Consider the following 25786-nt stretch of genomic DNA (forward strand, 5'->3'; position numbering starts at 1 on the left):
CCTACAGTGCCGGTGGCCGGGGGTCAAGTTCGCGCTGAACAAAACCGCAGCTCACACACCCAACCGCCGCGCGCGGACTTTACCCCCGGACACCGGTGCTGTACCCCCCGGGCTGACGACGCGACCGAGGGGAACGGACCGTAGCCACCCCACAAACCGCAGCCGCTGAGACTAGATCAGCCACCCGAGGGAACCGCGCTAGTTTCCCTGAGGTTGCCGAGGCCCGCCGGAGGCCCGGCCCTTCACCACAGCCCTTGACCTTGCACTGGCTTACTGGAGTTGAAGAGGCCTGAGGTGAGGCGGGGTTGTGAACGCGAAAACCGGCAGCCGATAGACAGACTCGCCGACCCGAACCCCGAACCGGCTCAACTATGACCGAAGGCCGTAAAAGGCTTTGAAAACCACAGATCAACCGTAACTCGATCAGCAAACTGCACCCCCCTACAAACTCCACCCGCGCCCACTTCCAGTTCCAGTTCCAGAATCCCGCAGCACCAGCCGGGAACCGATCCCGTTCGGCGACCGGCACGTCGCGAACTACCGGGCAACGGTTGCCTGATGCGGTACTAGCTACCAGCCGAACGGCTACCAGCCGAACAGCTACTAGCCGAACAGGTCAGGGTCCGACACTACGATCTGGTCCCACAACGGCCGCGCCTGGAACCACCCGGCGAAGTGCCCGCCGATCTGCTCCCGCACCATCAGGGCCGTCTCCCGGTCGATCAGCTTCGGCGTGCCGGCCGCCATCGCCAGCAGCTGCGCCTGGCAGGAGCGCTCCATTGTCACGAACCACCACACGGCTTCGGCGACCGACTCGCCGACCGTGATCAGGCCGTGGTTCTGCAGGATCGCGGCCTTGTGGTCGGCCAGTGCGGCGCCGATGCGCTTGCCCTCTTCGACGTCGCCGGCGACGCCGCGGTAGCCGGCGTAGAAGCCGTGGTCCTCGAAGAAGGCGCAGGCGTCCTGGGTGATCGGGTCCAGGGGGATGCCGAGGGCGGCGAAGGCCTTGCCGTGCAGGGAGTGGGAGTGGGCGGCGGCGATCACGTCCGGGCGGGCGCGGTGGACCTCGGCGTGGATGACGAAGGCGGCGCGGTTGACGTGGAAGCGGCCCTCCAGGACGTTGCCGTCGTGGTCGCAGCGGATCAGGTCGGAGGCCTTGATCTGGGTGAAGGACTGGCCGAAGCCGTTGACCCAGAAGGTGTCCGGGAACTCCGGGTCGCGCACCGTGATGTGGCCGGCCACGCCTTCGGAGAAGCCGAACCTGCCGAAGATCCGGAAGCCCGCGGCCAGCTGCTCCTTGCGATACTGGCGCTCGGCGGCGACGTCGTCTTCGAACGTCGGCGGGACCGGGAAGTAGAGCTCCTGCGCGGCGTTGCCCACGGCCTGCTCGACCTGCTGGACGTCCGGTTTGGTGGTGGTCATGGCCGGCCCTTCCTAATCGGATACATTTCTGTATCGGATGCGTTCCTGTATCGTTGCCGGGGATGGGAAGAGGTGTCAAGGGTCCGTGCCCAAGGGGATGACGAAGCGCCGGCCGCAGACGCTGGCCAAGCTGCTTGACGCGGCACTGGAGGCGTTCGCCGAGAACGGATTCGGCGGCACGCGCATCGAAGACGTCTGCGAACGCGCCGGCTACACGCGCGGTGCCTTCTACTCGAACTTCGCGAGCAAGGAGGAGCTGTTCTTCGCGCTCTTCGACCGGCACGCCGAGCGCGTCCTGGAGCGGTTCGAGAGGCAGGCGGCGGCCCTCGGCACCGGGCCGCTGACGGTGCAGGACATCGCTGCGGGGCTCGCGGACTTCGACCAGGACGAGCGCACCTGGTACCTGGTCACCACCGAGTTCACGCTGTCCGCGATCCGCGACCCCGGGGCGGCGCAACGGCTTGCGGAGCATGATGCGCGGCTGCGCGTGGAGGCGGTGCGGCTGCTGGGGGAGTTGCTGACGCGCGCCGGGATGCGCACGCGCGATGGCGTGGAACTGGAGTCGTTGGTCAGGATGCTGATCGCGGTTCGCGAGGGGGCATTGGCGCAGAGCTACGTGGAGCCGGGAGTCTTGCCGCCGGGGAGTCTGGAGCGGCTGTTCCTGCCGGCGTTGTTGGGGGCTGTCACCGAGGCTGTTTGACGCCGGTGATCACCAGCGGCCGACCGATGAGCGAGTCGAGGATTTCACGCGCGGTTTGCAGGTCTTCGATCTGCTTCGTGATGCGTGCGCGCTCGACGGCCAGCCCTTCGTGCAGCTCCGGGCAGCGTCCGGTCAGGACCACCGAGTCGTCGTAGACGTTCGGCAGGATCTCGGCGATGGCCGACGTGCCGAGGCCCGCGGACAGCAGGACACGGATCCGATGGACGGTCGCCACGCTGCGGTCGTCATAGACGCGATAGCCGCTGGGCAGGCGTTCCGGGGCCAGGAGCCCTTGTTCCTCGTAGTAGCGCAGGGAACGGATCGAGGCGCCGGTGCGGCGGGAGAGTTCGCCGATCTTCATGGGACCAGGAGAACCCCGGGTTGACTCTCACGTCAATGTGAGGCTTTAGCTTCGCGGCATGAATAGTGACGGACAGAAGATCGCGGTGTTGGGACTCGGGCCCATGGGACGGGCGCTGGCCTCGGCGTTCGCCGGTGGCGGGCATGCGGTGACGGTGTGGAATCGGACGCCGGGGCGGATGCCGGCGGCGTTGGAGCTGGTCGCGGCGGCGGCGTTGTCGTCGGCCTCGGAATCGGCCTCGGAACCCGCGCCCGCGCCGGCGATATCGATTGCGGAGTCGGTGCAGTCGGCGGTTCACGCCGCGGAAGTGGTCGTGGCGTGCCTGATAGACAACGAGGTGGTGCGTCAAGTCGTCGACGGCGTCGACTTCGGCGGACGCCCCCTGGTCAACCTGACGAGCGGCGACCCCGGACAAGCGCGGGACATGGCGGCGTGGGCAGCGTCTCGCGGCATCGGCTACCTACCGGGGGCGATCCTCACCTCGACCCCGATGATCGGCACGCCGGCCGGCACGGTCCTGCTGAGCGGAGACGCCGCGATCCACGCGGCCGTGGCGCCCGCGTTGTCCGCTCTCGGCGGACGCATCGTCTACCTCGGCCCCGATCCGGCGCGGGCGAGCGCGTTCGACGTGGCGCTCCTCGATCTGTTCGCCACCGCGACGAACGGCCTGCTCCACGCCTTCGGGCTGGCCACCGCCGAGGGCATCGCCCCGACCGAGTTCGCGGCCTTCGCCACGGGCATCGGCTCCCTGCTCCCGGATATGGCGACCCGCTTCGCCGAACAGCTCGAAGCCGGAGACTTCCCCGGCACCCGCTCCACGATCGCCTCGGCCGCCTCCGGCATCCGGCACGTCACCGCCGCCGCGCGGGCCCACGGCCTGGACACCGGCATGCTCGACACCGTGCGCCGGGCGATTGATCGGGCCGTGGCTCAGGGGTACGGCGCGGACGGCCTCGGACGGTTGGCGACGGCTTTCCGGCTAGAGGTAGAACCAGGACGAATTAGTGAGTAATAGCAACGAATCCTGATCATCGAGCCCTCCGTCTGACCCCACCAGCCCTCGGCCGGCCAGCCCCCCGCCGACAAGTCCCCGACCGCCCGGCGATACCGTTTAAGCGATCGCTCAAAACGGGAGGGCGCGAGATGAAGATCGTGATACCTGGCGGGTCCGGCCAGGTCGGTGCGTTGCTGGAACGGGCCTTCACGGCGGCCGGACACTCGGTCGTCGTGCTGAGCCGCGATCCGGTCCGGGCCGGCGAGGTGCGCTGGGACGGGCGGACGCTGGGGGCGTGGGCGGGGGAGATCGACGGGTGTGGCGTCGTCGTGAACCTGGCCGGCCGCAGCGTCAGCTGTCGCTACACGCCGGCGAACCTGCGGGAGATGATGGACTCGCGGGTCCGGTCGGCCCGCGTGGTCGGCCAGGCGATCGGCCGTGCCGAGCGGCCTCCGCGGGTCTGGCTCCAGGCCAGCACCGCCACGATCTATGCCCACACCTTCGGCCCGCCGCATGACGAGCGTGGTGTCATCGGCGGCGGCGGCGAGGCGAGGGTGCCGGGATACTGGGCCTACAGCGTCGAGATCGCCAAGAGCTGGGAACGCGAACAAGCCGAGGCCGACACCCCGCACACCCGCAAGGTCGCGCTCCGCTCGGCGATGGTGATGAGCCCGTCGCGCGCCGGCGTCTTCGACTACCTGTCCTGGCTCGCGCGCCCCGAGCTCAGCGGCGCCGTCAATCTGGCTGCTCCCGGACCGCTGCCCCAGCGCACCTTCATGCGCACGCTTCGGCAAGCGTGGGGCATGCCGATCGGGCTCCCGGCGACCAGGCAGATGGCCGCGATCGGCGCGTTCGGCGCGTTCGCGCTGCGCTCCGACACCGAGTTGCTGCTCAAGAGCCGCCGAGTCATCCCCGGCCGACTCCTCGATGCGGGCTTCCGGTTCAGCCACCCCGCCTGGCACGGCGCGGCGCGGGATCTGGTGCGCCGCACGCGTGCCGGCCGGGGGTGCTGACTGCCGATGCCGGAGTCGGCTACACCTCCGCGGCAGCCGACCACTGCACCACCAACTCGTCCTTCTCCCCGAAACGGATCAGGTGCCGGGCCACGACGTCCTCGACCGCGGCGAGCCGTTCGATGTCGTCGGCCCGCGCCTTCATGGACAGGGCGCCCGATTGCGCCGTCAGGGTGCAGTTGCCCGAGCAGAAGGTCAGGGCACCGGAGCGGCCGTCCTCCGCCTGCTCGGCGTCGACCTCGCGGCCCAGATGCGCCAGGAGCTGCTTCAGGTAGCGCTCGGGGCGCTCGGTGGGGACATTCGCGACGGATTCGATCATGTGCCGATTATCGCCGCGCTGCCCCGCACCCGCCCTTCGCGCGAGCCGGGCACGCCGGTCGCGCTCCGGACTTGAGTCGCGCCCCGGAGTCGAGTTGCGTCGCGAAGCGGAGCCGCGCGCTGCTGCACCCGAGCCGCGCCCCCGCGCCGCATCCCGGCCGCTCTCCACATCCAGGCCGCGCCTCATATCCGGGCCGCTCTCCATGTCCGGGCTGCGCCCCCATTCAGGCCGCGCCCCACATCCAGGCGGTGCCCCACACTCAGGCCGCGTCCCTCACTTCCCGGCAGCGGCCTCCGCGTCCCCCGCGTCCCCCTCGGCATCAGCCGAAGCCGCCGCCCGATCGTCCGCCGTCCGCCGCCGCAGGCGCGGCTGGCTCAGCGCCGGCGGCAGCCAGCCGCCGCCCTCGGCCACCCACACCAGGTCGGTGCCGGGCGGCACGATCTCATCGATGCGGTCCAGCAGCGCGTCGTCGAGGGTCACTTCCTGGCCGGCCAGGGAGGACTCCAGCTGGTCCATCGTGCGGGGGCCGATGATCACCGAGGTCACGCCCGGGTGCGCCAGCGGGAAGGCGGTCGCCAGCCGCGGCAGCGTGACGCCGGCCTCGTCGGCGAGCTTGAACAGTTCCTCGAGCGCGTCGTACTTCGCGGCGTTGGCCGGCAGCGAGGGGTCGAAGCGGTCGGCGCGCAGGGCCGCGCGGCCGACGCTGTAGTCCACTTCCTGGCCGCGGCGGAACTTGCCGCTCAGGAAGCCCCAGGCCAGCGGGCTCCAGGTGAGGACCCCCATGTTCAGCCGCTGGGCGGTGGGCAGGACCGCCCGCTCGATGTTCCGCGTGAGGATCGAGTAGGGCGGCTGCTCGGTGCGGAACTTCATCAGGCCGCGCCGTTCGGCCACGTGCCAGGCCTCGACGATCTGTTCGGCCGGGAACGTGGAGCAGCCGAAGTTCCGGATCTTGCCGGCCCGGACCAGATCGGTCAGGACGCCCAGGGTCTCCTCGATGTCCGTCGTCGGGTCCGGGCGGTGGACCTGGTAGAGGTCGATCCAGTCCGTCTGCAGACGCCGCAGGCTGTCCTCGACGGCGCGGGTGATGTAGCGGCGGGAGTTGCCGCCGTGGTTGCGCTGGTCGTCGAGCGAGAAGTGGACCTTGGTCGCCAGCACGATGTCGTCGCGGCGGCCCTTCAGCGCCTTGCCGACGATCCCCTCGGACTCCCCGGTGGAGTACATGTCCGCGGTGTCCACGAAGTTGATGCCGGCATCCAGGGCGGCGTGGATGATCCGCTCGCTGTCGGCGTGGTCGGGGTTGCCGATCTTGCCGAACATCATGGCGCCGAGGGCGTAGGTGCTCACTTCGATGCCGGTGGCACCGAGGACGCGGTAGTTCATCGTCATGGCCGCCGACGCTACGACCTGGAGTCGACTCCAGGTCAAGTGGCGCCCGGCCGGACGGGCGCCCCCTGCGACTCCGCGACCCCGGCGGGGCCGCGGTGAAGTCCTAGGACTTCACCGCGCTCCCGCTGAGCCACTGGTTCCAGTTCTCCTGCCAGTCCCCGTACCCGTTGCCCGGGGCGACCGTCTTCGGCGAGTTCTCCACCTGCACCAGGTCCCCGGGGATGGTGTTCTGGAACATCCAGGCCGCCCGGTCCAGGGACAGGCCCACGCAGCCGTGGCTGACGTTCGCATAGCCCTGAGACCCGACCGACCACGGCGCGGCGTGGATGTAGGTGCCCGAATACGTCAGGTGGATCGCGTACCGCACGTTCGGGATGTCGTAGGCGTCGCCGAAGCCGACCGACTGCGAGGTCATCGTCATCGACGAGTTCTTGTCGATGACCGCCATGGTCCCGCCCCAGGTGTCGTCACCGGGCATGCCGCCGGTCACCGGCATCGACCGGATCGCGCTGCCGTTCTGGTAGACCGTCATCTCGTGCTTGGACAGGTCCACCACCGACACCTGCTTGCGGCCGACGGTGAAGCCGAACGAGGTGTCGGCGCCGCCGTACTTCCCGGCCCCGGCCGGCACGCCGTCCAGGTTCAGCGACACCTGGACCTTGGTGCCGGGCTGCCAGTAGCTCTCCGGACGCCAGTCCAGCCGGGAGTCCGACAGCCAGCTCCAGTGCCCGGCCTGGGCCGGCGAGGTCTGCACGACCAGCGCCTTCTCCACCGCGGCGCGGTCGGTCACCGGGTGCGTGAACTGCACCAGGATCGGCATGCCGACGCCGACCGTGTCGCCGTTCTGCGGCTCGGTGGTCTGGAACTTCAGCTGCTCGTCGGCGCCCGGGGCGAAGGTGGTGAACGACGAGGACCGGGTCACCTGGGTGCCGTCGGACGCGACGCCGGTCGCCGTCAGCGTGTAGTGGGTGCGGGTGCGCAGATGGTCGTCCGCGGTCCACACCGTGCCGTCGGGGTTCAGCGATCCCGGGATCGCGGCGCCGTCCGGGGCGGCCAGCGTCACGTCGGCCAGCCGTTCCCCGGCCTGCGCCGTCACGCTCACCGGGACCTCGGTCCGGATGTTCGTGGCGCCGTCGGTCGGCACGCTGGTCAGGGGGATCGGCGTGGCCACCGGCTGTACGGTGGCGCTCGCGGTGCCCGGCACCGCGGCCGAGCCTAGGGCGCCGCCGAGCAACGTGGCGACGGCGGCGACGCCGAGGGTCCGGCGGGGATGGCGCGGGGTCCCGGTGCGCACTCTGGTCTTCCTCAGGTTCGTGGCGGATGAGCGGTGCATACCGATACATGTGCGCCGCTTCCTCCTCATATATGCCGATCGATGAGCCGAACGGCGGAAGGCGCGCTGAGTTGTCCCCCGGATGTTTGAACAGCGACGCGTAGCGTCTCCATGTCGGGCGGCGGTGGGAGGCGGGTGGGGGAAAGTGGTTTCATTTCCCGGTGAGCGACGTAAATAAGTGGACCCCGGAACTGGCGGCCGCGGACCGGGACACGGTCTGGCACCCCTACGCCCCGATGCCCTCCACGGTCGAGCCGTTCCCGGTGGTCGGCGCCGACGGTGTCCGCATCCGGCTGGCCGACGGCCGGGAGCTCATCGACGGCATGGCCTCCTGGTGGTCGGCGATCCACGGCTACCGGCACCCGGTCCTGGACCAGGCGGCCCGCGACCAGCTGGACTCCATGGCGCACGTCATGTTCGGCGGCCTCACCCACGCCCCGGCCGTCCGCCTGGCCGAGCGGCTGACCGCCCTGGCCCCGGCCGGGCTGGCGCACGTCTTCTTCGCCGACTCCGGCTCGGTCTCGGTCGAGGTCGCGATCAAGATGTGCCTGCAATACCAGCGCTCCCAGGGCCACGCCGCCCGCACCCGGCTGATGACCGTCCGCGGCGGCTACCACGGCGACACCTTCGGCGCGATGGCCGTCACCGACCCGGCCGGCAGCATGCACCAGCTGTGGGCCGACGTCCTGCCCCGGCACGTCTTCGCCGACCGCCCGCCGGCCACCCTCACCGAGGAGTACGCCGCACACCTGGCGGACCTGGCCGCCCGGCACGCCGACACCCTGGCCGCGATCATCGTCGAACCGGTCGTCCAAGGCGCCGGCGGCATGCACTTCTACGACCCCGAGGTCCTCAAGGTCCTGCGCGCCATCTGCGACGAACACGGCCTGCTCCTGGTCTTCGACGAGATCGCCACCGGCTTCGGCCGCACCGGCGAGCTGTTCGCCGCCGACCACGCCGGCCTCACCCCGGACATCATGACCGTCGGCAAGGCCATGACCGGCGGCTACCTGACGATGGCCGCGGTGCTGTGCACCACCGGCGTCGCCCACGGGATCTCCAGCGGCGAGGCCCCGGTGCTGATGCACGGGCCCACGTTCATGGCCAACCCGCTGGCGTGCGCCGTCGCCTACGCCTCCACCGGGCTGCTGCTCGACGGGACGTGGCGCACGCAGGTGGCCGGGATCGACAGGCTGCTGACCGCGCACTTGGAGCCGGCGCGGGAGCTGCCCGGCGTGGCGGATGTGCGGGTGCTGGGCGCGATCGGCGTGATCGAGATGGAGCGGCCGACGGACATGCGGACGGCGACCAAGGCGGCGATGGACGAGGGGGTGTGGATCCGGCCCTTCGGGAAGCTGCTGTATGTGATGCCGCCTTATGTGACGCCGGAGGAGGACGTCGAGCGGATCGCGGCGGGGCTGGTGGCGGCGGCCCGGGCTTCGGCCGTCTTGACCTGACCGGCCGGGTGGGGGCCTGGCCACGATCGCCGATCCGGGTGGCCGGGCCGCGATCATTGCCCCTTCCGCGATGGATCGATAGGCCATACCTTTCGAAGGGTGACTGACCCCGCCGTGCCCGCCTTGGCCGGGCTCGACCCGGCCGCTGTCGCCGATTTCCTCGCCGCCAAGGCCCCGGAGTTGGGGGCCCGGGCCCCGTTGACCGCCGAGCTGATCGCCGGCGGTCTTTCCAATCTCACCTACGAGCTGCGCGACGCCGATGGCCGCGCGTGGGTGCTGCGCCGGCCGCCGCTGGGGCACGTGCTGCCCACGGCGCACGACATGCGGCGTGAGTTCCGGGTGATCTCGGCGTTGGCCGGGACCGTGCCGGTCGCGCGGGCATACGTGCTCTGCGAAGACCCGGATGTGATCGGTGCGCCGTTCTACCTGATGGAGAAGGTTCAGGGCGTGGTGCTGCGGACGCGGGCACAGTGCGCGGCGCTCAGCGTGGCGCAGCGGCGGTCGGCGGCCGAGAGTCTGGTGGACGTGCTGGCCGCGGTGCACGCCGTGGATCCGGCGGCGGTCGGTCTGGCTGATTTCGGGCGGCCGGAAGGGTATCTGCACCGGCAGCTGGATCGGTGGGATCGGCAGTACGCGGCGTCACAGAGTCGTGAGATCAGGGGTCTGTTCGAGCTCGGGGACGGGCTGCGCGCGGCGGTTCCGGTGACTCAGCGCTCGACGATTCTGCACGGCGACTACCGGCTGGACAACGTGATGGTGCGGCTGTCCGGCGGCACTGACGGTGCCGGCGTCGGCAGCAACGCCGACGGTGCCGGCGTCGGCAGCAACGCCGACACCGCTGGCACCGCCGACACTGCCGAAGTCCGCGTAGCCGCGGTCTTCGACTGGGAGATGTCCACCCTCGGCGACCCGCTGGCCGACCTCGGCCTGCTCCTCACCTACTGGGAGGACCCGGGCCACCCGCCGAAGGGCATCCTGACTGCCAGCGGCGGCGGCCTGACCAACCACGAGGGCTTCCTGAACAGCCGCGACCTTGTCGAGCGCTACCAGGCCGCGACCGGGCTGATCGTCGACGACCTGGACTGGTACGTAGCCTTCAGCCACTACAAGCTCGCGGTGATCCTGGAGGGCATCCACTACCGGCACGAGCACGGCCTGACCTTGGGCGAGGGTTTCGAGAAGGCCGGCACGGCGGTGCCCTCGCTGGTCGAGGCCGGCCGCCGCTACCTGGATCGGACCAGGTAGCGGGCGTGCCGGAGGAAGCGGAGGAGCCCGGAGCCCGACCGGGCCCCTACCGCTTGTGGGGCGGTTGCAGAGTATTGGGTTCTGCGAACCTTTGTCAGGCTAGTTGACGAAGACCAGCCCGGCGCTCTGCGTGGTGTCGGTGATCGGCCCCACCGCCCCGGCGAACGTCCCGGAGCTCGGGCACAGGCCCGAGCCGCTGAGCAGGGCGACGTTCTGGGTGGCGAAGCTGATGCCGTTGTTGCTGTTGGTCAGGCTGCCGTTGATCGCGGCGTCGCCGCTGGCGTTGTTGCCGTAGTCGCAGGTCACGTTGCCGCCCAGGATGGTGCCCAGGGTGACCTGCTCGTCCAGGCCGGTGACCGCCAGGGTCGGGCTGGTGCCGTCGGTCACGGTGCCGGTGGCGTTGCCGTTCAGCTCGACGCTGACCACGCTGGTGGTGCCGCCGATGGTCGAGCTGCAGCTCGACGGGTCGGCGTGCAGCTGGGTGATGCTCTCGGTGGCGGTCCCGGGGGCCGAGCCGTTGGCGGTGGCGCTGGCGGAGAACGCCCCGGTGCTGCAGTCGATGGTGCCGCTGCTGGTGGTGAACAGGAAGTCGCTGCTGATCGGGCCGGTCAGGACGTCGCCGACGTTGACGTTGGTCCCGCCGGCGCTGCCGACGGTCAGCACGCCGCCGGTGGCGGCGCCGGCCTGGCCGGCCGCGCCGATGACGAGGCCGGAGACGGCGAAGGCGGTCAGGGCGAGGGTACGGATACGCATGACGGATTCACTTTCTGCTGGCGTTGATGGCGTTGGTCAGGTCGCTGTCGCTGGAGTCGACGGCGAGCGTGGTGGTGACGGAGGACAGCGTGATCGCGTTGTGGCCGGCCGCCGAGGGCAGGCCGAACAGCGAGTTCACGATCCAGTCCGCGGAGTCGAACAGGCCGCAGCCGCTGGAGCCCGGGACCGGCAGGGCGTTGTCGACCATGGTCGCGCCGGCGAAACCGACCACCGAGGACTTGAAGCCGTTCGGGTCGGCCTTGATCGAGATGGCGCCGGTGTTGCCCTTGACCGGCTGGTTCGGCGGCGGCGGGCTGGTGGTCCCGGCCGTCGGCTCCAGCATGATCGGCGTGCTGTCGGAGCCGACGTAGCAGTCCAGGCCGAGGAAGGCGTTGAGCAGGTGCAGCTTGATCGGCAGCTGGAACAGCGGGTAGTTCTCGCCGGCGGACAGCGGGGCGAAGTCCGTGATCGGGCCGGCCGGCTCGATCAGGACGATGGCACTGGTCACCCCGGGCCAGAAGTTGGACAGGCCGGGGATCGGCACGTCCAGCGGACTGGACTGGAGCTCGTTGCCGTCGGTCGGTGCGACCGTGGAGAACAGCGTCGCCGTGGTCTTGTCCGGGAAGGTGACGGTCGGGCCGCCCTTGGCCCAGGTGGCGCCGAAGGCGACGGTCATCGGTGAGGTGAAGTTCACCTGGGTGGAACCCACGGTGAACCCGCCACCGCCTATCGTGGCCACGACGCAGCCCACGACGGCCTGATCAGGATCCTGCATCTGGGTACTGGAGGTGGGACAGGTGCCCATACCCGTATACAGGCCCGAAGGCTGGCTGGTGGCCGCCGAAGACGGTGCGGCGGTGACCGCGACCAGCGCCAGGGCGGCCGCCACCGCGCAGAGTGTACGTTTTCGGAACCGGTGGAACAGGCCGGGAAAAGCCATGTTCACGCTCCCTCGTCAGCGGGGATGTCAGATGGTGCGGGGACTGCGTCGCGACGACGCCTGTTGAGCCCAGAAGAACGCTGCTGGTGATCTGAATCTGGATCACACACTGATACCGGCCGGTAACAAAACTCGTGGGAGTTGTAACTCCGCAGGGTTCGCCAGTCAAGTCCCCAGGGGAAAAGATGGGTGTTTCTACCGTTCTGGCCCCGCTGCCCGGCGCGCGCTCCCCGCGCGATCCGCAGCGGGCGATCAAACGCGGGCCCAGCCGGGTGCCGCGCGAGCAGGTGGCGGCCACGCAACGGGACCGGCTCTACGACGGCCTGGTGCGCACCGTCGCCGAACGCGGATACGCGAACGCCTCGGTGAGCGACATCTGCCGGGCCTCCGGCGTCACGCGGCCGGCGTTCTACGAGCACTTCGAAAGCAAACAGGGGGCCTTCCTGGCCGCCTACCGGCACGGGACCGACGTGCTGTTCGCCATGCTGCGGCAGGCTTTCTGCGATGCGGCGCAGGAGCGTCAGGCTGCTGAGACAGGCGAGGCGGGCGAGGCAGGCGAGACCGCCGAGCCGATCGGGACGGCGCCCGCGCCCGCCGAGGGCGACGCGCCGTGCCCGCAGGCCGGATCCGCCGCTGCCGCCGCCGACGCCCCCGAGGTCGACATCGAGGCCGACATCGAGGTCGACATCGAGGCCTGGGCCCGGGCCACCTGCTCGGTGCTCGCCGTCCTGCTCGACGTGCTCAGCAGCGTCCCGGCGTTCGCCACCGCGGCGATCGTCGAGATCGACGCCGTGGGCCCGGCCGGGCGCCAGGCGCGGGCCGAACGGCTGCGTGACTTCGAGTCCTTCTTCACCCTGGCGCCGTCGGTCCCGGACGGCGTGTCCCGGGCGGAGGTGGTGAACAGCGTGGTCGCCGGCGCCTACGGGACGCTGTACCGGTACATCGCCGGCGGCCGCATCGCCGAACTGCCGGAACTGCTACCGGGGCTGGTCTACTTCGTGGTCGCGCCGTTCGCCGGACCGCAGAGCGCGGCACAGGCGGCGAAGGCGGCGTCCGCCGATCATCCCCGTTCGGTGGCGCCGTGTGTCCCGACGCAGGCCGACGCCGGTGTCGCCGGTGAGTGAATCAGTGTCCGAACGGTTGACCGATTCAAAACCCTGAGAGTATGTTACCGGCCAGTCACCCTGTGTCGGGTGAGCCATGTCACATCCAGCTGTGCCGGTGCCGGTCGATCTCGTCCGACCGCCCCGGCCCTTCACGAACGCCTGGTGACAGGAATGGAAAGGAGCCGAATGGCGACCAAACCCGGCAAGGCGGAGGGCAAGGTCCGCTACCGCCGTGCCGCGATACCCGGGCTGGCCGCGCTCGCCATCACCGGTGGGCTCGTGATGGCGACCGCGCAGGGCGCCCTCGGCGTCCAGTTCGCGATCTCCGGCATGCCGTTCGTGGTGACCGCGGACCACCTGCACGGACAGAACTTCGAGCAGTTCGGCGGCCTGGACAACGCCCTGGACAGCAAGAACCCCTGGCTGAAGAGCTCCAACGGTCAGGCCGTGGTGATGACCTCGGTCATCGGCGACGCGCAGATCACCAACCTGTGCCAGAGCGTCAACCTGGTCGGGATCAACCTGGTGATCCGGGCCGGCAACAAGGGCACCCCGGTGCACGCCACCAATCTGATCCTGGACTCCACCGACCTTTCCGGCGACGCGACCTTCCAGAACATCCAGATCGGCCGGGACGCGTCCAACCTGAGCGAAGACCAGGTGGTGGGCAACAAGTACACCTTCGGCCAGCAGGCCGACACGGTGGACATCGACAACGTCCGGCAGGACAGCTACGCGACCACCGCGTCGACGTTCTCACTGCCGGGCCTGAACATGTCCTTCCAGAGTAAGGGCTGCTGAGCGGTGACAGAGCACGAAGAAGGCGCGCCCGGCGTCCCGGAGGCCCAGCCGGCCCCCGAGCGGCGCGGGGCGCGCCGTGCCTTCCGGCACTGGCGCCGCACCCGGCCCTTCTGGGGCGGGCTGCTGGTGACCCTGGGCGGCGGGGAGATGCTGGCGCTGTACCGCGCGTCGTTGAAGGACACGATGCACATGGGCCTGTACGGCCTGGGCGGCTACCTCGTCCCGGTCCTGCTGGTGATCCTGGGTCTGAGCCTGATCTTCGACCCGCTGCACCGCACCTTCTACTCGGTGCTCTCCCTGCTGTTCTCCGTCGCCAGCTGGATGACCAGCAACCTCGGCGGCTTCATCATCGGCATGCTCCTGGCGATGGCCGGTGCCTCGCTGGCCTTCGGCTGGGCCGAATCGCAGCAGCCTGAGGAAGAGTCGGCGGCGGTGCAGGAGAAGGAGCCCGAAGGGCTGCCGACCGCCTGACGGTTTCGCTCCCCCCGAGGGTTCCGCGCTTCTGACGGCTCCGGGCTCCTGACGGGCCCCGCGCCGCGCCGCCGATCGGGGCGGCGCGTGTAATGCATGCTGCCGTCGCGATTCCGAACTTGATCGCGTTGCCGGCGACCCGACCGCCTTTCGGTCCGCGGGCTCCTCTATTTCCCGCGCTTTTCCAACTCGGCGCGCATACCGGCGACGATGGCGTTCAGGCCGTAATCGAAGACCGCGTCGGGATCGCGCGCGGCGCCGACCGCGGCTACCAGGTTCGGGTACTGCGACATGTCCGGCATCCCGTCAGGCTGTCCCGCCGGTTCGGCGGTCTCAGGGGTCTCAGCAGCCTCGGCGGCGGGACTCCGCGCCCCTTCGCGCTCCAGTGCCGAGCCGGTGATGTAGCTGCTGATGGCCAGCAGGCCGCGCAGCGCCTCTTCGGGCGCGAAGCCGGCGGCGCCGAGTGCTTCGAGCATCGATTCCAGTCCCGGGAACAGGTCCTCGGTGGGCTTGGTCTGCGCTGCCAGGCGGGCGCCGTCGCGGTGCTTGATCAGCCTTCCGTACTGGAGCCGGGAGCGTTCGATGAGCCAGTCGTCCCAGGCCTGGCCGGGGCGCGGGACCCGGAGTTCGGCGGGGCTCATCGCGACCAGCATGTGGTCCAGCAGCTCCTGCTTGTTCTTGAAGTGCCAGTAGAGCGCCGGCGCCTGGACGTCGAACTCCTTGGCCAGCCGGCGCATGGACAGCTTGTCCAGGCCGACCTCGTCCAGTAGCGCGATCGCGGTGTCGATGATCGCTTGGCGTTCCAGCTTCACCTTGACAGCTTAACAGTGTTCAGGAGATGCTGGCCGCGAAGCACTTAACACTGTTAAGGAGGTGGGCGATGCGTATCGTCATCGTCGGGGGCGGTCCGGTGGGCCTGATGGCCGCGTGTGAGCTGCGGCTGTACGGCATCGAGACGGTGGTGCTGGAGCGCCGCCCGGATATCGACCCCACTATCAAGGCCGGGGCGATCCAGGGCCGGGGCGTGGACGCGCTCGACCGGCGCGGGCTGGCCGACCGGGTGCGCGAGGCCGGCGGGGAGCGGTTGCTGGCCTTCCAGAACCTGATGCGGCAGCACGGAATCCGTGGGCATTTCTCCGGGATGTTCGTGCTCCGGGAGGGCAGCTACGGCGGCGAGCCCATGCTGCCGGTGGCACAGCAGGCGCTGGAGGAGGTGCTGAACAAGCGCGCGGCCGAACTCGGCGTCGAGGTCCGGCGCGGACACCGGGTCCTGGAGTGGCATCAGGACCCTGACGGCGTGACGCTGCGGGTGGCCGGACCCGAACCGGACCCGGAAGCCGACGCCGGCTCTGAGGCCGATCCCTACGAACTCCACGCCGACTGGCTGGTCGGCGCCGACGGCGGGCGCTCGCTGGTCCGCAAGGGCGGCGCGTTCGCCTTCCCCGGCACCGACGGCATCATCACCGGCTACCAGGCCGTCGCAGAGCTCGACGACCCGGACTTCGTCCCGCTCGGCTGGAACCGCCGCGAACACGGCATGGTGGTGAACGGCCCGAACCCCGGCCGCCTGCTGCTGGTCGAGTTCGACGGCCCGCCCGCCGACCGCGAAGCCCCGGTCAGCCCGGAGGAGTTGCAGAACGCCCTGCGCCGCATCAGCGGCACGCAAGTCAGCGTCAAGGCGATCACCACCGTGACCCGCTTTACCGACAACGCCCGCCAGGCCGACACCTACCGCGACGGCCGCGTCCTGCTGGCCGGGGACGCCGCGCACGTCCACTCGCCCTTCGGCGGCCAGGGCCTGAACCTGGGCCTGGGCGACGCGATGAACCTGGGCTGGAAACTGGCCCTGGTGGCGCGCGGCCAGGCCCCGGACAGCCTGCTCGACACCTACACCGCCGAGCGCCACCCGGTCGCCGCGCGCGTCCTGGACAACACCCGCGCCCAGGTCGCGCTCATGCGCCCGGGCCCGCACACCGACGCGCTGCGCGGCATCTTCGCCCAGCTCCTGGCGCACGACGACGCCAACCGCTGGCTCACCGACATGATGGGCGGCGACGATCTGCGCTACGACACCGGCTCCGGCCTGGACGCCGTCGGCCGGTTCTGTCCGGACCTGCGGCTCGACACACCCGAAGGCCCGGTTCGCCTGGCCGAACGGCTGCGCTCCGGCCGCGGGCAGCTGTTCGTCGTCACCGCGCAGGAGACGCCCGACGCCGCACTGACACCCGACGCCGCACTGTGGATCAAGACCGCCGCCGAGTGGAGCGACCGGGTCGAAGTGGCGGTGGGAACGAGTGTCGAAGCCCCGTCGCGGGCGGTGTTGGTCCGCCCGGACGGGTTCGTCGCCTGGACCGCGGAGTCGGAGCAGTCGCTCCCCGAAGCACTCGGACGCTGGTTCGGCCCCGCGGAGGGAGAATGAGGCGGCCCGACCGGCGACGGCCTACGCCGCCGAAGGCTGCGCGAATCTCAGGATGTTGCCATACGGATCGATGACGCTGAACGTCGGCCCGCCCGGCGCGTTCCGCTCCAGGCCCGGCCGCACTGGCGCGTTCGGCCGGGCCAGCACCTCCGCGTGCAGACCGAAGACGTCGGCGACCGGGATCCACGCCACCCCGTTCGGGCTGCCGTCGCCGTGGTGCTCGGACAGGTGGAGCACCGCCTCGGACCGGGACACCTGCACATACAGCGGCATGCCGGGCTCGAACCGGTGCTCCCAGTCCAGCGTGAAGCCCAGGAAATCAAGGTAGAACGGCAGCGCCGCCTCCACGGACAGCACCCGGAACACCGGGATCCCCGGGCTGATCTCCGGCGGCGCGGCCTTTCCCGACCGCCCGACCAGGGCGGCCAGCACGTTCCAGTCCTTCGCACCGACCTGGTGGGAGACCACCTCGAGGGCGAGGCTGTGCGGGATGTCGAACCCCGCCACCGCCAGTTCCTCCCGCAGGAGTCTGGCGAGGGCCTTGGCCCGGTCTGCTTCGATGGACGCCATAGCGTCAGCCTTCCGCGCGGTCCGTCCTGCCGATGCCCGCGTTGTCGGCCGGCGCCGCGATCAGGAAGTGTGGATGCCGAAGGTCCTGTGATGCGTTCACCGAACCCCGAAGGGCGCGAGCGGCGGGCCGCACCAAGCCGGTACCGCTGCTAGTCCCCGGCGGCGCGGAACCAAAGCACCCTCACCGCCTCGGAACCAAAGCACCCTCACCGCCTCGGAACCAAAGCACCCCTCTGCTTCAGGACCAAAGCACCCCGCCGCCTCAGAACCAAGGCGCGAACCGCCCCGGCGCGAACCGGTTCTCCGGATCGAAGTTCCCCTTCACCCGCCGCATCACCTCCACGCTGCCCGGCGCGCGTCCCCACGACTCCACCATCGCGTCCACCCCGGGCCGCCGCCGGCGCAGCATCACGAAGCCGCCCACGGCCTCGACCGACGCGCGCCAGTTCTTCACCAGCTCGGCATGGGCCTTGGCGTCCGCGCCGGTGACCCGCACGGTGTACGCCCCGGTCGCCGGGCTGCACGTCAGCAGTGCCTTGACCCCGGCCCGGTCGGCCCACGCCGACAGCGCGCCGACCAGCCCGGGATCGACGCCGGGGCGGGTGGCGGCGCGCATCACGGTGTCGCCGGGCTCGGCCACGACCCGCGCCGCGTGCGACTCCCAGAAGCTGTGCGCCTCGCCGGCGTCGAGTTCGGCCAGGCTGCCGGTGAGCATGGACCGGGCCGCCGCCGCGCGCGCCGCCGCGCCGTCGGCCGTCCCGTCGAAGCGCACCGCCAGCACCTGCTCCGGCTCGCACCACTCCACCGCGCTCGGCTCGATCGCCGACTTGGTCAGGGCCCAGGTGAGGCGCTGCGCCGACGCGGTGTCGACGTCGCGGACCATCACCGTGCGCGAGGTCGCCGGGAGCGGGTGCACCCTTAATACGAGCTCTGCGACGACGCCCAGCGTGCCCAGCGAGCCGTGGCACAGCTTGGCCAGGTCGTAGCCGGCCACGTTCTTGATGACGTGCCCGCCGCTCTTGGCGATCGCGCCGTCCGGGAACACCATCGTCGCGCCGATCACCAGCTCCCGCAGCGAGCCGTAGGCCAGCCGGCGGGGCCCGGCGTCGCCGGTGGCCAGCAGCCCGCCGATGGTCGCCTCGGACCGGGCCGGGTCGTAGGGCAGCCACTGCCCGTGCTCGGCCAGTTCGGCCTGCAGCACGTCCAGCCGGATCCCGCCCTGGACGTGCACGGTCATGTCGGCCGGCCGGTGGTCCAGCACGCGGTCCATGCCGGCCAGCGAGACCGTGGTGCGGGCGTCGCGGACCGGTGCGCCCCAGGTGGTCGCGGTTCCGGTACCGCGTATCAGGACCGCGCCGACCGTCGAGACGGCGTCGCGCAGGTCCTTCACCGTGGTCGGCGTGATCGAGCGCGGGCTGGCCGGCGGTTCGGACGCCGCCGCGGCGCCGTCAGCCGGCGAAGTCCCGTTCGGGGCGGACTTCCCGTCGGGGGTGGAAGCGGAGGAGGGGGCGCCTACCATCTCTGGATCTTTCCGGTCTCTTCGAGCGGGTGCGGCTGATAAGCCCCGGCCTTCGCCTCACCGCACAGTGCGGGAGTCGGGAACACCTTGCCGGGATTGCACAGCCCTGACGGGTCGAACGCGGCGCGCAGACGGTCCATGGCCGTCAGGTCCGCGGGGGAGAACATCTTGGGCATCGAGCAGGCCTTGTCCACGCCGATCCCGTGCTCGCCGGACAGCGAGCCGCCGAGCGCCACGCACAGCTCGGCGATGTCGGCCGCCAGCTTCTCGGCGGCCGGTCCCTCGCCGTCGGCTTCCCGGTACAGGACCAGCGGGTGCAGGTTGCCGTCGCCGGCGTGGAAGACATTGGCAACACGCAATCCGGCGGCCGCCGACAGGTCGGCGATCCCGGCGAGCGCCTCGGCCAGCCGGGTCCGCGGCACGACGCCGTCCTGCAGCAGGAATTCCGGGGACAGCCGCCCCATCGCGGCGAACGCCGCCTTGCGCCCGGCCCAGATCGCGGCCCGTTCCGCCTCGTCGGCGGCGATCCGCAGCCGGGTGCAGGCGTGCTCCGAACACAGGGCACTGACTTGGTCGAACAGCTCCGCGCACTCCTCGCCGTGGCCGTCGAGCTCGATGATCAGCGAGGCCGCCGCCGCGCGGTCGTAGCCGGCGTGCACGGCGTCCTCACAGGCCCGGATGGCCAGGTTGTCCATCATCTCGATGGCCGCCGGCACGATCCCGGCGGCGATCACCGCGCTGACCGTCTCGCAGGCCGAGGGCACGTCCGGGAAGTCGGCGACCAGTGTGCGCACCGCTTCGGGCCTGCGCAGCAGGCGCACCGCGATCCGGGTGGCGACGCCGCAGGTCCCCTCGGCGCCGACGAACACGCCGCGCAGGTCGTAGCCGGGGGCGTCGTAGCAGGGGGCTTCGATGTCGTCCGAGCCGAGCACCGTGACGGTGCCGTCCGGCAGCACCGTCTCCACCGCCAGGACGTGGTGCGAGGTGAAGCCGTACTTCAGGCAGTGCGCGCCGCCGGAGTTCTCCGCGACGTTGCCGCCGATCGTGCAGACCACCTGAGAGGAGGGGTCCGGGGCGTAGTAGAGCCCGAACTCGCCGGCGACCGCGCTGATGGACAGGTTGGTCGCGCCCGGCTCCACGATCGCCACCATTCGGTCCGGATCCACATCAAGTATCCGGTTGAGCTTCGCCAGGGCTATGACGACGCCGGACTCGGCCGGCAGCGCGCCGCCGGACAGCCCGGTGCCGGCGCCGCGGGCGACGTACGGGACGCCGTGGCGCAGACACGCCCGGACGATCGGGGCGACTTGGGAGCGGTCGGCCGGAAGCAGGACCAGACCGGGCAACACGCGGTGCGCGGTGAGGGCGTCGGTCTCGTACGCTCGGCGTTCGGCCTGCCCGGAGAGCACTCGAAGGCTCGGTCCGCACTCGGCGCTCACGTCCCGCAGGACCGCCGCCAGCGCTCGCCGCCGATCCGTCGCGGCCTGAAGTTCCACGCGCCGTGCCCCCTCCTTCGCCGTCCCCCCGCGCTGGGTGTCCCCGTACCGATCCTGTACTAGATCACCACAGATTATTAGTAGGTCAACACAGATGACCAGCGTGCGCCAGCCCAGCGGGGCCCGGCGCGGTGCCGCACGCGGGTGGACACCCGAGGCCCCTTCATGTATGTGTTCTGATAATCACCGGCCCGGCACGGCTTCCGATCCAAGTCGCAATCCCCTTTGCGCACAAAGGAAAATGGCTCGTTCCGACGATCCATCTGGACCAGAGAGGTCAGCCCGCCGAATGACACTGACTGCCCCCCGCCCGCGCCTGGCCCCCACGCGCGACCGGGGTACCGTCGCCGTCCTGCTGTTCCGGGACGCCCCCTTGTTCGAGTCGTCGATACCGATCTCGGTGTTCGGCGTCGACCGGCGCGTCATGGGTCTGCCGTACTACCGGTTACTGGTGTGCGCCGGCGAGGCCGGACCGCTGGCCACCACCGGGTCGCTGCGGATCTCCACGCCGTTCGGCCTGTCCGGAGCCGACCAGGCCGGGACGGTGATCGTGCCGGCCTGGCGGGCGCCGGGGGAGCGCCCTCCGGAACCGGCGCTGGCCGCGGTGCGCAAGGCCCACAAGGAGGGCGCGCGGCTGGCCGCGTTCGACTCTGGGGTCTTCGTGCTCGCCGCGGCCGGCGTCCTGGACGGCCGCGGGGCCACCACGCACTGGATGTACGCGCCGGCCCTGGCCCGCCACCACCGCCGGGTGAAGGTGGACGCCCGCTCGATGCAGATCGACCACGGCGACGTGGTCACCGGGGCCGGCGCCGCGGCCGGCCTGGATCTGTGTCTGTACCTGGTCCGGACGGACCACGGCGCCGAGGCGGCCAGCGCGCTGGCCCGCCGCCTGGTGATCGGCCCGGGCCGGCGCAGCGGCCAGGCCGCCTACTTCGACCGGCACCTGCCCAGCGAACTCGGCGCCGGCACGCCGATCGGCGACGCCATGGCCTGGGCCCTGGACCACCTGGCCGAGCCCTTCGACGTCGACGAGTTCGCCAAGCACTCGGCGATGTCCCGCCGCACCTTCGACCGGCGGTTCCTGGAGGTCACCGGCACCACGCCGCTGCGCTGGGTGAACTCCCAGCGGGTGATCGCGGCGCAGCGCATCCTGGAGTCCACCGATCTGCCGGTGGACGAGGTGGCCCGGCGCTCCGGCTTCGCCTCCGGCCCGGCGATGCGCGCCAACTTCCTGCGGGTGCTGGGCACCCAGCCGGCCCGCTACCGCGAGGCCTACCTGGCCTCCCGGGCCAGAGGCGGCCGGGAGGGCCGCGAGGGCTGAGGTTGTCGCCCGGTCCCTGATCCGAGCGACGATCAACCCGGTGCCGACAGCCACGGTCGGGTCGCGCCTGTGCGGCGTGGCCCCGGCTGTCGACCGGTGGCGGCGGCGCCCGAGCCGCCGCGCTGTCCGGCTACTGGCTCTCGGCTACTGGCTATGGCTTCGGCTACTGCCTACTGCATACAGCCTGCTCTGAGGCCATCTGTCGGCCGTCTACTGGGCCCACGGCGTCTACTGGGCCCACGGCGGCGTGAACGACGCGCCGCCGACGATCGCCTTCATCCCGACCGAGGTCGCGGCCGTGAGCCGGGCCGGTTCCTGCCCGCTGGCGTTGCGGATCTGCAAGGTCGCGTGCGGCGGGACGATGACCGCGTCGCCGGGGCCGGCGGTCACCTCGCGGTCGGCCACGGTGGCCGAGACGGTGCCGCTGATCACGATGAACACCTCCTCGCGGTCCATGCTGTGGGTCTCGCTGCTCACGCCGGGCTCCAGGTCCAGGGCCCAGACGGCGAGTTCGCTGCTGCCGCGGGAGGGGACGGCCAGCGGCCGGAAGGTGAAGCCGTCGCGGGCGAAGTGCGGGGCGTCGGCAAGGGTGGACAAGGACATGGCAGCCTCCGGGGGGTGTCGCTAATGGTCAACGTGGTTGTCGATCTCCAGCCTAGGGCCCGACCGCCCAGATCGCCAACCCGGTTGTCCATCTGCCCGGGCCGGGCTGCCTCAGTCATCCCCGCACGTCCCCACTAGGGTGGATCCATGAGTGACAGGCTGGTGTGGATCGACTGCGAGATGACCGGGCTCGACCTGGACAAGGACGCCCTGATCGAGGTGGCCGTGCTGGTCACGGACTCCGAGCTGAACGTCCTGGGGGACGGGATCGACGTGGTGATCGCGCCACCGGCCGAGGACCTGCCGGGCCTGCTGGCCGGCATGGTGGACGTGGTGCGCGAGATGCACACCGCCTCGGGCCTGCTGGAGGAGCTGTCCGGCGGCATCCCGATGGCCCAGGCCCAGGAGCGGGTCCTGGCCTACGTGCGCGAACACGTGCCGGAGGCCGGCAAGGCGCAGCTGGCCGGCAACTCGGTCGGCACCGACCGCGGCTTCCTGGCCCGCGACATGCCCGAGCTCGAACAGCACCTGCACTACCGGATCGTGGACGTCTCCTCGATCAAGGAGCTGGCCCGCCGCTGGTACCCGCGGGTCTACTTCAACGCCCCGAAGAAGACCGGCAACCACCGCGCGCTGGGCGACATCCGCGACTCGATCGCCGAGCTGCGCTACTACCGGGACGCGATCTTCGTCCCGCACCCCGGCCCGGACTCGGAGACCGCCCGCACCCTCGCGGCCCGGATCGAGGCCGGACCGGCCGCGGCCGGAGACCAGGCCGGTACCGGGGCCTGACCTCGCGATCGGGCACCGCCGGGCCCGATGGAAAGGGTCGTGCGGAGCACCGCCGGATCCATGTATGCTTGGCGGTGCCAGCGCGGCGCGGGGCCCCGGGAACGGGAGTTCTGCGACGTGGGCAACATGGTGGGCGTAGCTCAGTTGGTAGAGTCCTGGGTTGTGATCCCAGTTGTCGCGGGTTCGAGCCCCGTCGCTCACCCTCCATGGAGCGGTCTCTGATCTCGTCAATCGAGAACAGGGGCCGCTTTCGTCTTTACTGCGATCTTCCGCTCAGTACACTGCCCGCCATGGGCGAGTACGGCGAGAACCTGGACGACCTGACCGCGAAGTGCGTCCACTGCGGGTTCTGCCTCCCGGCGTGTCCCACCTACGCGCTCACCGGTGACGAGAACGACTCCCCGCGAGGCCGCATCCATCTGATGCGCCAGGTGCTCGAAGGCCAGGCCGAACTCGACGACGCGGTCGCCGAGCACATCGACTCCTGCCTCGGCTGCCTGTCCTGCGTCAGCGCCTGCCCCTCCGGCGTCCAGTACGACCGGATCATCGAGGAGTTCCGGCCGGAGGTGGAGGAGGCTTACGCCGAACACCGCGGCGACCGCGCCTTCCGGGAACTGGTCTTCGGCCTGTTCCCGCACCCGGCCCGGCTGCGGGTGGCGGCGGTGGGCGCGGTGGCGTACCGCCGGACGGGTGGTGCGGCGCTGGTCCGTTCCAGTGGACTTCTGCGCCGCTTCCCGAAGCTGGCCGCCATGGAGGCGCTGATGCCGGCCACCACGCTGCGCAAGGCGTGGAGTTCGCTGCCGGCCAGCACCTTGCCGGACGGGGAACCGCGCCGCACCGTCGCCATGGTCGCAGGGTGCGTGCAACGGGTGTTCTTCGGCGACGTCAACGCCGCGACCGCGCGGGTGCTGCGCGCCGAGGGCTGCCGGGTCGTGGTGCCGGACCAAGGCTGCTGCGGCGCGCTGTCGCTGCACGCCGGCCGGGACCAGGAGGCCAAGCGCTATGCCCGCAAGCTCATCGACTCCTTCCGGCACCCGGCGCAGCTCGGTGCGGTACCGCTGAGCGACCTGGACGCGGTGGTGGTCAACGTCGCCGGCTGCGGCTCCACTCTGAAGCAGTACGGCGAACTGCTGGCCGACGACCCCGAGTACGCCGAACCGGCCGCGGAGTTCGCGGCGAAGGTCCGCGACGTCTCCGAGGTCCTGGCCGACCTCGATCCGATCGCCGAGCGGCATCCGGTCCGGGCGCGCGTCGCCTACCACGACGCCTGCCACCTGGCGCACGGCCAGGGCGTCCGGGCGCAGCCGCGCAAGCTGCTCGGCGACGTGCCGGGCCTTGAGGTGGCCGAACCGGCCGAGGCGGCGTTCTGCTGCGGCTCGGCGGGTGTCCACAACCTGGTCCGGCCGGAGGCGGCCGAGGAGTTGGGACGCCGCAAGGCCGAGCGGATCCGGGCCACGAATCCTGATCTGGTGGCCACCGGGAACCCCGGCTGCCTGCTGCAGATCCAGCGGTATCTCGGGGACGCCACGCCGGTGGTGCATCCGATCGAGATCATCGACGCCTCGATCAGGGGGTTGACGCTCAATCCGCGGCGGCGGCGCGCCGGTTCCTGACCCTCAGTCCGAGGTGGCCCGCTGGATCCTTCGTCGCTTCCAGGCCGGCCACCACCGGTCCAGCAGGAAGTAGGTGATGATGCCCAGGCTGATCGCCACCAGGTGCTCCCGGCCGGCCAGGTTCGGCAGGATCGCCGCCTCGCCGCCCATCGACACCGCGGTCAGCGCCACCACCCAGTACGTGCGCAGCCGCAGCGCCAGGTAGATCAGCAGCGACACCACCGCGACCGAGGGGCCGGTGTCGACCTGGAAGTTGTCGATCTGCGGGGTGCCGATGTGCAGCCAGTTGCTGGCGTAGACCATCACCCGGGCGGCCATCGAGGTGACCGCGCTGGTGATCATCGCGATCATGATCATCCGCTTCCAGCCCAGCCAGCACTCCGCGATCCCGAAGGCGATCAGCACCTGGGTCATCGCGCCCCAGGCCGGCAGGTCCGGGGCCGGGGCGAACAGCGACAGCGGGAGCTGCGGCAGCAGCTTCCAGATCGGCTCGCCCTGCCGGACCCCGGCCACGTCCAGGACGAACGCCAGCCCGTGGGGCCGGTTCATCTCCAGGATCCACAGGACCCCGATCGTCAGCACGCACAGCAGCGTGCACGGGATCGCCATCAGCTTGCGGGTCCGGAGTTCCCGGACCGGCACCGAGAAGAAGACGGCCATGTCGCGGGCGAAGGTGCGCACGACGGCCAGCGCGAAGCGGGTCACCGGGGCGCGGCGGCGCTCCGGGGCGTCCGGGTCTGTCGGGGCGGTGGCGGTCCCGACCGGGTCGCCGACGGCCGGTCCGACCGGTCCGGCCGGTCCGACCGGTCCGTCTGACCTGTCCGGGCCGGCCACTGCCCCCCCGAGTTCACGGCCGGGTTCGGGGCCGGGGTCGGCCGGGCCCGGCGTCCTTTCGGTCACGGTGTCATTCGCCATCGTCGTCCCCCCGGATCGGTAGCCGTGGCGTCCGGCATGGGCGGATGCGCTGGAAATTCGCCTCCGCCTCCGATGGTAGCAACGTCGGAAGATTCCACGCCGGGCCGGGCGCGTGGCACAGCGACGTCGGGACGGATCACGCCGGTACCCCTGCCCGCTCGAAGATCACACTACTCGGCGTCGCACGGGCGTCACCCGCTCGTCGTATAGGTTTGGCTCAGCGCGCGGCAGGTTCAA

25 protein-coding genes and 1 tRNA gene are annotated in these 25786 nt (G+C 70.9%); 13 read left to right on the top strand and 13 right to left on the bottom strand.

Annotated features, from left to right (window positions below; all coding sequences use genetic code 11):
• Nucleotides 1-603: 603 nt before the first annotated feature.
• Nucleotides 604-1422, bottom strand: a complete 819-nt coding sequence (locus tag KGQ19_RS21740; protein ID WP_212011047.1) for a class II aldolase/adducin family protein — start codon at nucleotides 1420-1422, stop codon at nucleotides 604-606.
• A gap of 85 nt (nucleotides 1423-1507) precedes the next feature.
• On the opposite strand from KGQ19_RS21740, the gene KGQ19_RS21745 reads away from it, so the two are divergent.
• Nucleotides 1508-2122, top strand: coding sequence for a TetR/AcrR family transcriptional regulator (locus KGQ19_RS21745; protein ID WP_212011048.1), 615 nt, complete (start codon nucleotides 1508-1510; stop codon nucleotides 2120-2122).
• Here the strand turns inward: KGQ19_RS21745 and KGQ19_RS21750 are convergent.
• Entirely contained in the window at nucleotides 2106-2483 is a 378-nt protein-coding gene (locus tag KGQ19_RS21750) for a MerR family transcriptional regulator (RefSeq protein ID WP_212011049.1), read from the bottom strand. The genes KGQ19_RS21745 and KGQ19_RS21750 overlap by 17 nt on opposite strands.
• Nucleotides 2484-2541: 58 nt before the next feature.
• Here KGQ19_RS21750 and KGQ19_RS21755 point away from each other — a divergent pair, with 58 nt between their 5' ends.
• A complete protein-coding gene (locus KGQ19_RS21755) occupies nucleotides 2542-3495 on the top strand; it encodes an NAD(P)-dependent oxidoreductase (protein ID WP_212011050.1) in 954 nt (317 codons plus the stop codon).
• Between the two features lie 131 nt (nucleotides 3496-3626).
• A complete protein-coding gene (locus tag KGQ19_RS21760) occupies nucleotides 3627-4490 on the top strand; it encodes a DUF1731 domain-containing protein (protein ID WP_212011051.1) in 864 nt (287 codons plus the stop codon).
• Nucleotides 4491-4509: 19 nt separating this feature from the next.
• Here the strand turns inward: KGQ19_RS21760 and KGQ19_RS21765 are convergent, their stop codons facing one another.
• The 3 genes from KGQ19_RS21765 to KGQ19_RS21775 form a co-directional block, all read right to left on the bottom strand.
• Nucleotides 4510-4809, bottom strand: a complete 300-nt coding sequence (locus KGQ19_RS21765) for a DUF2218 domain-containing protein (protein ID WP_212011052.1) — start codon at nucleotides 4807-4809, stop codon at nucleotides 4510-4512.
• A gap of 273 nt (nucleotides 4810-5082) precedes the next feature.
• The gene (locus KGQ19_RS21770) at nucleotides 5083-6189 is read right to left on the bottom strand and encodes an aldo/keto reductase (protein WP_368862137.1); all 1107 of its coding nucleotides are present in this window, start codon (nucleotides 6187-6189) and stop codon (nucleotides 5083-5085) included.
• A gap of 109 nt (nucleotides 6190-6298) precedes the next feature.
• Nucleotides 6299-7489: a L,D-transpeptidase gene (locus KGQ19_RS21775; protein WP_212011054.1), complete on the bottom strand. Its 1191-nt coding sequence runs from the start codon at nucleotides 7487-7489 to the stop codon at nucleotides 6299-6301.
• A 200-nt stretch (nucleotides 7490-7689) separates the two neighbouring features.
• Between KGQ19_RS21775 and KGQ19_RS21780 the strand changes: the two genes are divergently transcribed.
• A complete protein-coding gene (locus KGQ19_RS21780; RefSeq protein WP_212011055.1) occupies nucleotides 7690-8985 on the top strand; it encodes an adenosylmethionine--8-amino-7-oxononanoate transaminase in 1296 nt (431 codons plus the stop codon).
• A 99-nt stretch (nucleotides 8986-9084) separates the two neighbouring features.
• Nucleotides 9085-10230 (top strand): phosphotransferase family protein, encoded by a 1146-nt coding sequence (locus tag KGQ19_RS21785; RefSeq protein WP_212011056.1) that lies wholly within the window; start codon nucleotides 9085-9087, stop codon nucleotides 10228-10230.
• A 99-nt stretch (nucleotides 10231-10329) separates the two neighbouring features.
• On the opposite strand, the gene KGQ19_RS21790 is transcribed toward KGQ19_RS21785, so the two are convergent.
• Together KGQ19_RS21790 and KGQ19_RS21795 are read right to left on the bottom strand one after the other, a co-directional pair.
• Nucleotides 10330-10983 carry a hypothetical protein gene (locus tag KGQ19_RS21790; RefSeq protein WP_212011057.1) on the bottom strand — a complete coding sequence of 218 codons (654 nt, stop codon included), beginning with the start codon at nucleotides 10981-10983 and terminating at the stop codon, nucleotides 10330-10332.
• Nucleotides 10984-10990: 7 nt separating this feature from the next.
• Nucleotides 10991-11872, bottom strand: a complete 882-nt coding sequence (locus tag KGQ19_RS21795) for a hypothetical protein (protein WP_212011058.1) — start codon at nucleotides 11870-11872, stop codon at nucleotides 10991-10993.
• Nucleotides 11873-12108: 236 nt separating this feature from the next.
• Between KGQ19_RS21795 and KGQ19_RS21800 the strand changes: the two genes are divergently transcribed.
• The 3 genes from KGQ19_RS21800 (at nucleotide 12109) to KGQ19_RS21810 (ending at nucleotide 14301) form a co-directional block, all read left to right on the top strand.
• Nucleotides 12109-13047: a TetR/AcrR family transcriptional regulator gene (locus KGQ19_RS21800; protein ID WP_212011059.1), complete on the top strand. Its 939-nt coding sequence runs from the start codon at nucleotides 12109-12111 to the stop codon at nucleotides 13045-13047.
• 168 nt (nucleotides 13048-13215) lie between these two features.
• Complete coding sequence (locus tag KGQ19_RS21805; RefSeq protein WP_212011060.1) at nucleotides 13216-13830, top strand: DUF6230 family protein; 615 nt, start codon at nucleotides 13216-13218, stop codon at nucleotides 13828-13830.
• A gap of 3 nt (nucleotides 13831-13833) precedes the next feature.
• The gene (locus KGQ19_RS21810) at nucleotides 13834-14301 is read left to right on the top strand and encodes a DUF6114 domain-containing protein (protein ID WP_212011061.1); all 468 of its coding nucleotides are present in this window, start codon (nucleotides 13834-13836) and stop codon (nucleotides 14299-14301) included.
• Between the two features lie 167 nt (nucleotides 14302-14468).
• On the opposite strand, the gene KGQ19_RS21815 is transcribed toward KGQ19_RS21810, so the two are convergent.
• Entirely contained in the window at nucleotides 14469-15113 is a 645-nt protein-coding gene (locus KGQ19_RS21815; RefSeq protein WP_212011062.1) for a TetR/AcrR family transcriptional regulator C-terminal domain-containing protein, read from the bottom strand.
• Between the two features lie 68 nt (nucleotides 15114-15181).
• Between KGQ19_RS21815 and KGQ19_RS21820 the strand changes: the two genes are divergently transcribed.
• Nucleotides 15182-16720 (top strand): FAD-dependent monooxygenase, encoded by a 1539-nt coding sequence (locus KGQ19_RS21820; RefSeq protein ID WP_212011063.1) that lies wholly within the window; start codon nucleotides 15182-15184, stop codon nucleotides 16718-16720.
• A 21-nt stretch (nucleotides 16721-16741) separates the two neighbouring features.
• Here KGQ19_RS21820 and KGQ19_RS21825 read toward each other — a convergent pair whose 3' ends face one another.
• From KGQ19_RS21825 to KGQ19_RS21835, 3 genes are all read right to left on the bottom strand, one after another.
• A complete protein-coding gene (locus tag KGQ19_RS21825; protein ID WP_212011064.1) occupies nucleotides 16742-17290 on the bottom strand; it encodes a glyoxalase superfamily protein in 549 nt (182 codons plus the stop codon).
• A 262-nt stretch (nucleotides 17291-17552) separates the two neighbouring features.
• Nucleotides 17553-18809 carry an FAD-binding oxidoreductase gene (locus KGQ19_RS21830; protein ID WP_212011065.1) on the bottom strand — a complete coding sequence of 419 codons (1257 nt, stop codon included), beginning with the start codon at nucleotides 18807-18809 and terminating at the stop codon, nucleotides 17553-17555.
• Nucleotides 18803-20305: an FAD-linked oxidase C-terminal domain-containing protein gene (locus tag KGQ19_RS21835; RefSeq protein ID WP_212011066.1), complete on the bottom strand. Its 1503-nt coding sequence runs from the start codon at nucleotides 20303-20305 to the stop codon at nucleotides 18803-18805. The genes KGQ19_RS21830 and KGQ19_RS21835 overlap by 7 nt, the downstream gene beginning before the upstream one ends.
• A gap of 289 nt (nucleotides 20306-20594) precedes the next feature.
• Here KGQ19_RS21835 and KGQ19_RS21840 point away from each other — a divergent pair, with 289 nt between their 5' ends.
• Nucleotides 20595-21626: a GlxA family transcriptional regulator gene (locus tag KGQ19_RS21840; RefSeq protein WP_212011067.1), complete on the top strand. Its 1032-nt coding sequence runs from the start codon at nucleotides 20595-20597 to the stop codon at nucleotides 21624-21626.
• A gap of 228 nt (nucleotides 21627-21854) precedes the next feature.
• Here KGQ19_RS21840 and KGQ19_RS21845 read toward each other — a convergent pair whose 3' ends face one another.
• Entirely contained in the window at nucleotides 21855-22229 is a 375-nt protein-coding gene (locus KGQ19_RS21845) for a cupin domain-containing protein (RefSeq protein WP_212011068.1), read from the bottom strand.
• Between the two features lie 147 nt (nucleotides 22230-22376).
• On the opposite strand from KGQ19_RS21845, the gene orn reads away from it, so the two are divergent.
• The 3 genes from orn (at nucleotide 22377) to KGQ19_RS21860 (ending at nucleotide 24634) form a co-directional block, all read left to right on the top strand.
• Nucleotides 22377-23021, top strand: coding sequence for an oligoribonuclease (orn, locus tag KGQ19_RS21850; RefSeq protein WP_212011069.1), 645 nt, complete (start codon nucleotides 22377-22379; stop codon nucleotides 23019-23021).
• A gap of 128 nt (nucleotides 23022-23149) precedes the next feature.
• A tRNA-His gene (locus KGQ19_RS21855) sits at nucleotides 23150-23224 on the top strand.
• Nucleotides 23225-23311: 87 nt separating this feature from the next.
• Nucleotides 23312-24634 carry a (Fe-S)-binding protein gene (locus KGQ19_RS21860; protein ID WP_212011070.1) on the top strand — a complete coding sequence of 441 codons (1323 nt, stop codon included), beginning with the start codon at nucleotides 23312-23314 and terminating at the stop codon, nucleotides 24632-24634.
• 3 nt (nucleotides 24635-24637) lie between these two features.
• Here KGQ19_RS21860 and KGQ19_RS21865 read toward each other — a convergent pair whose 3' ends face one another.
• A complete protein-coding gene (locus KGQ19_RS21865) occupies nucleotides 24638-25549 on the bottom strand; it encodes a hypothetical protein (RefSeq protein ID WP_212011071.1) in 912 nt (303 codons plus the stop codon).
• Nucleotides 25550-25786: the final 237 nt, after the last annotated feature.

The organism is Catenulispora pinistramenti (genome assembly GCF_018274385.1).
Classification (GTDB): domain Bacteria; phylum Actinomycetota; class Actinomycetes; order Streptomycetales; family Catenulisporaceae; genus Catenulispora; species Catenulispora pinistramenti.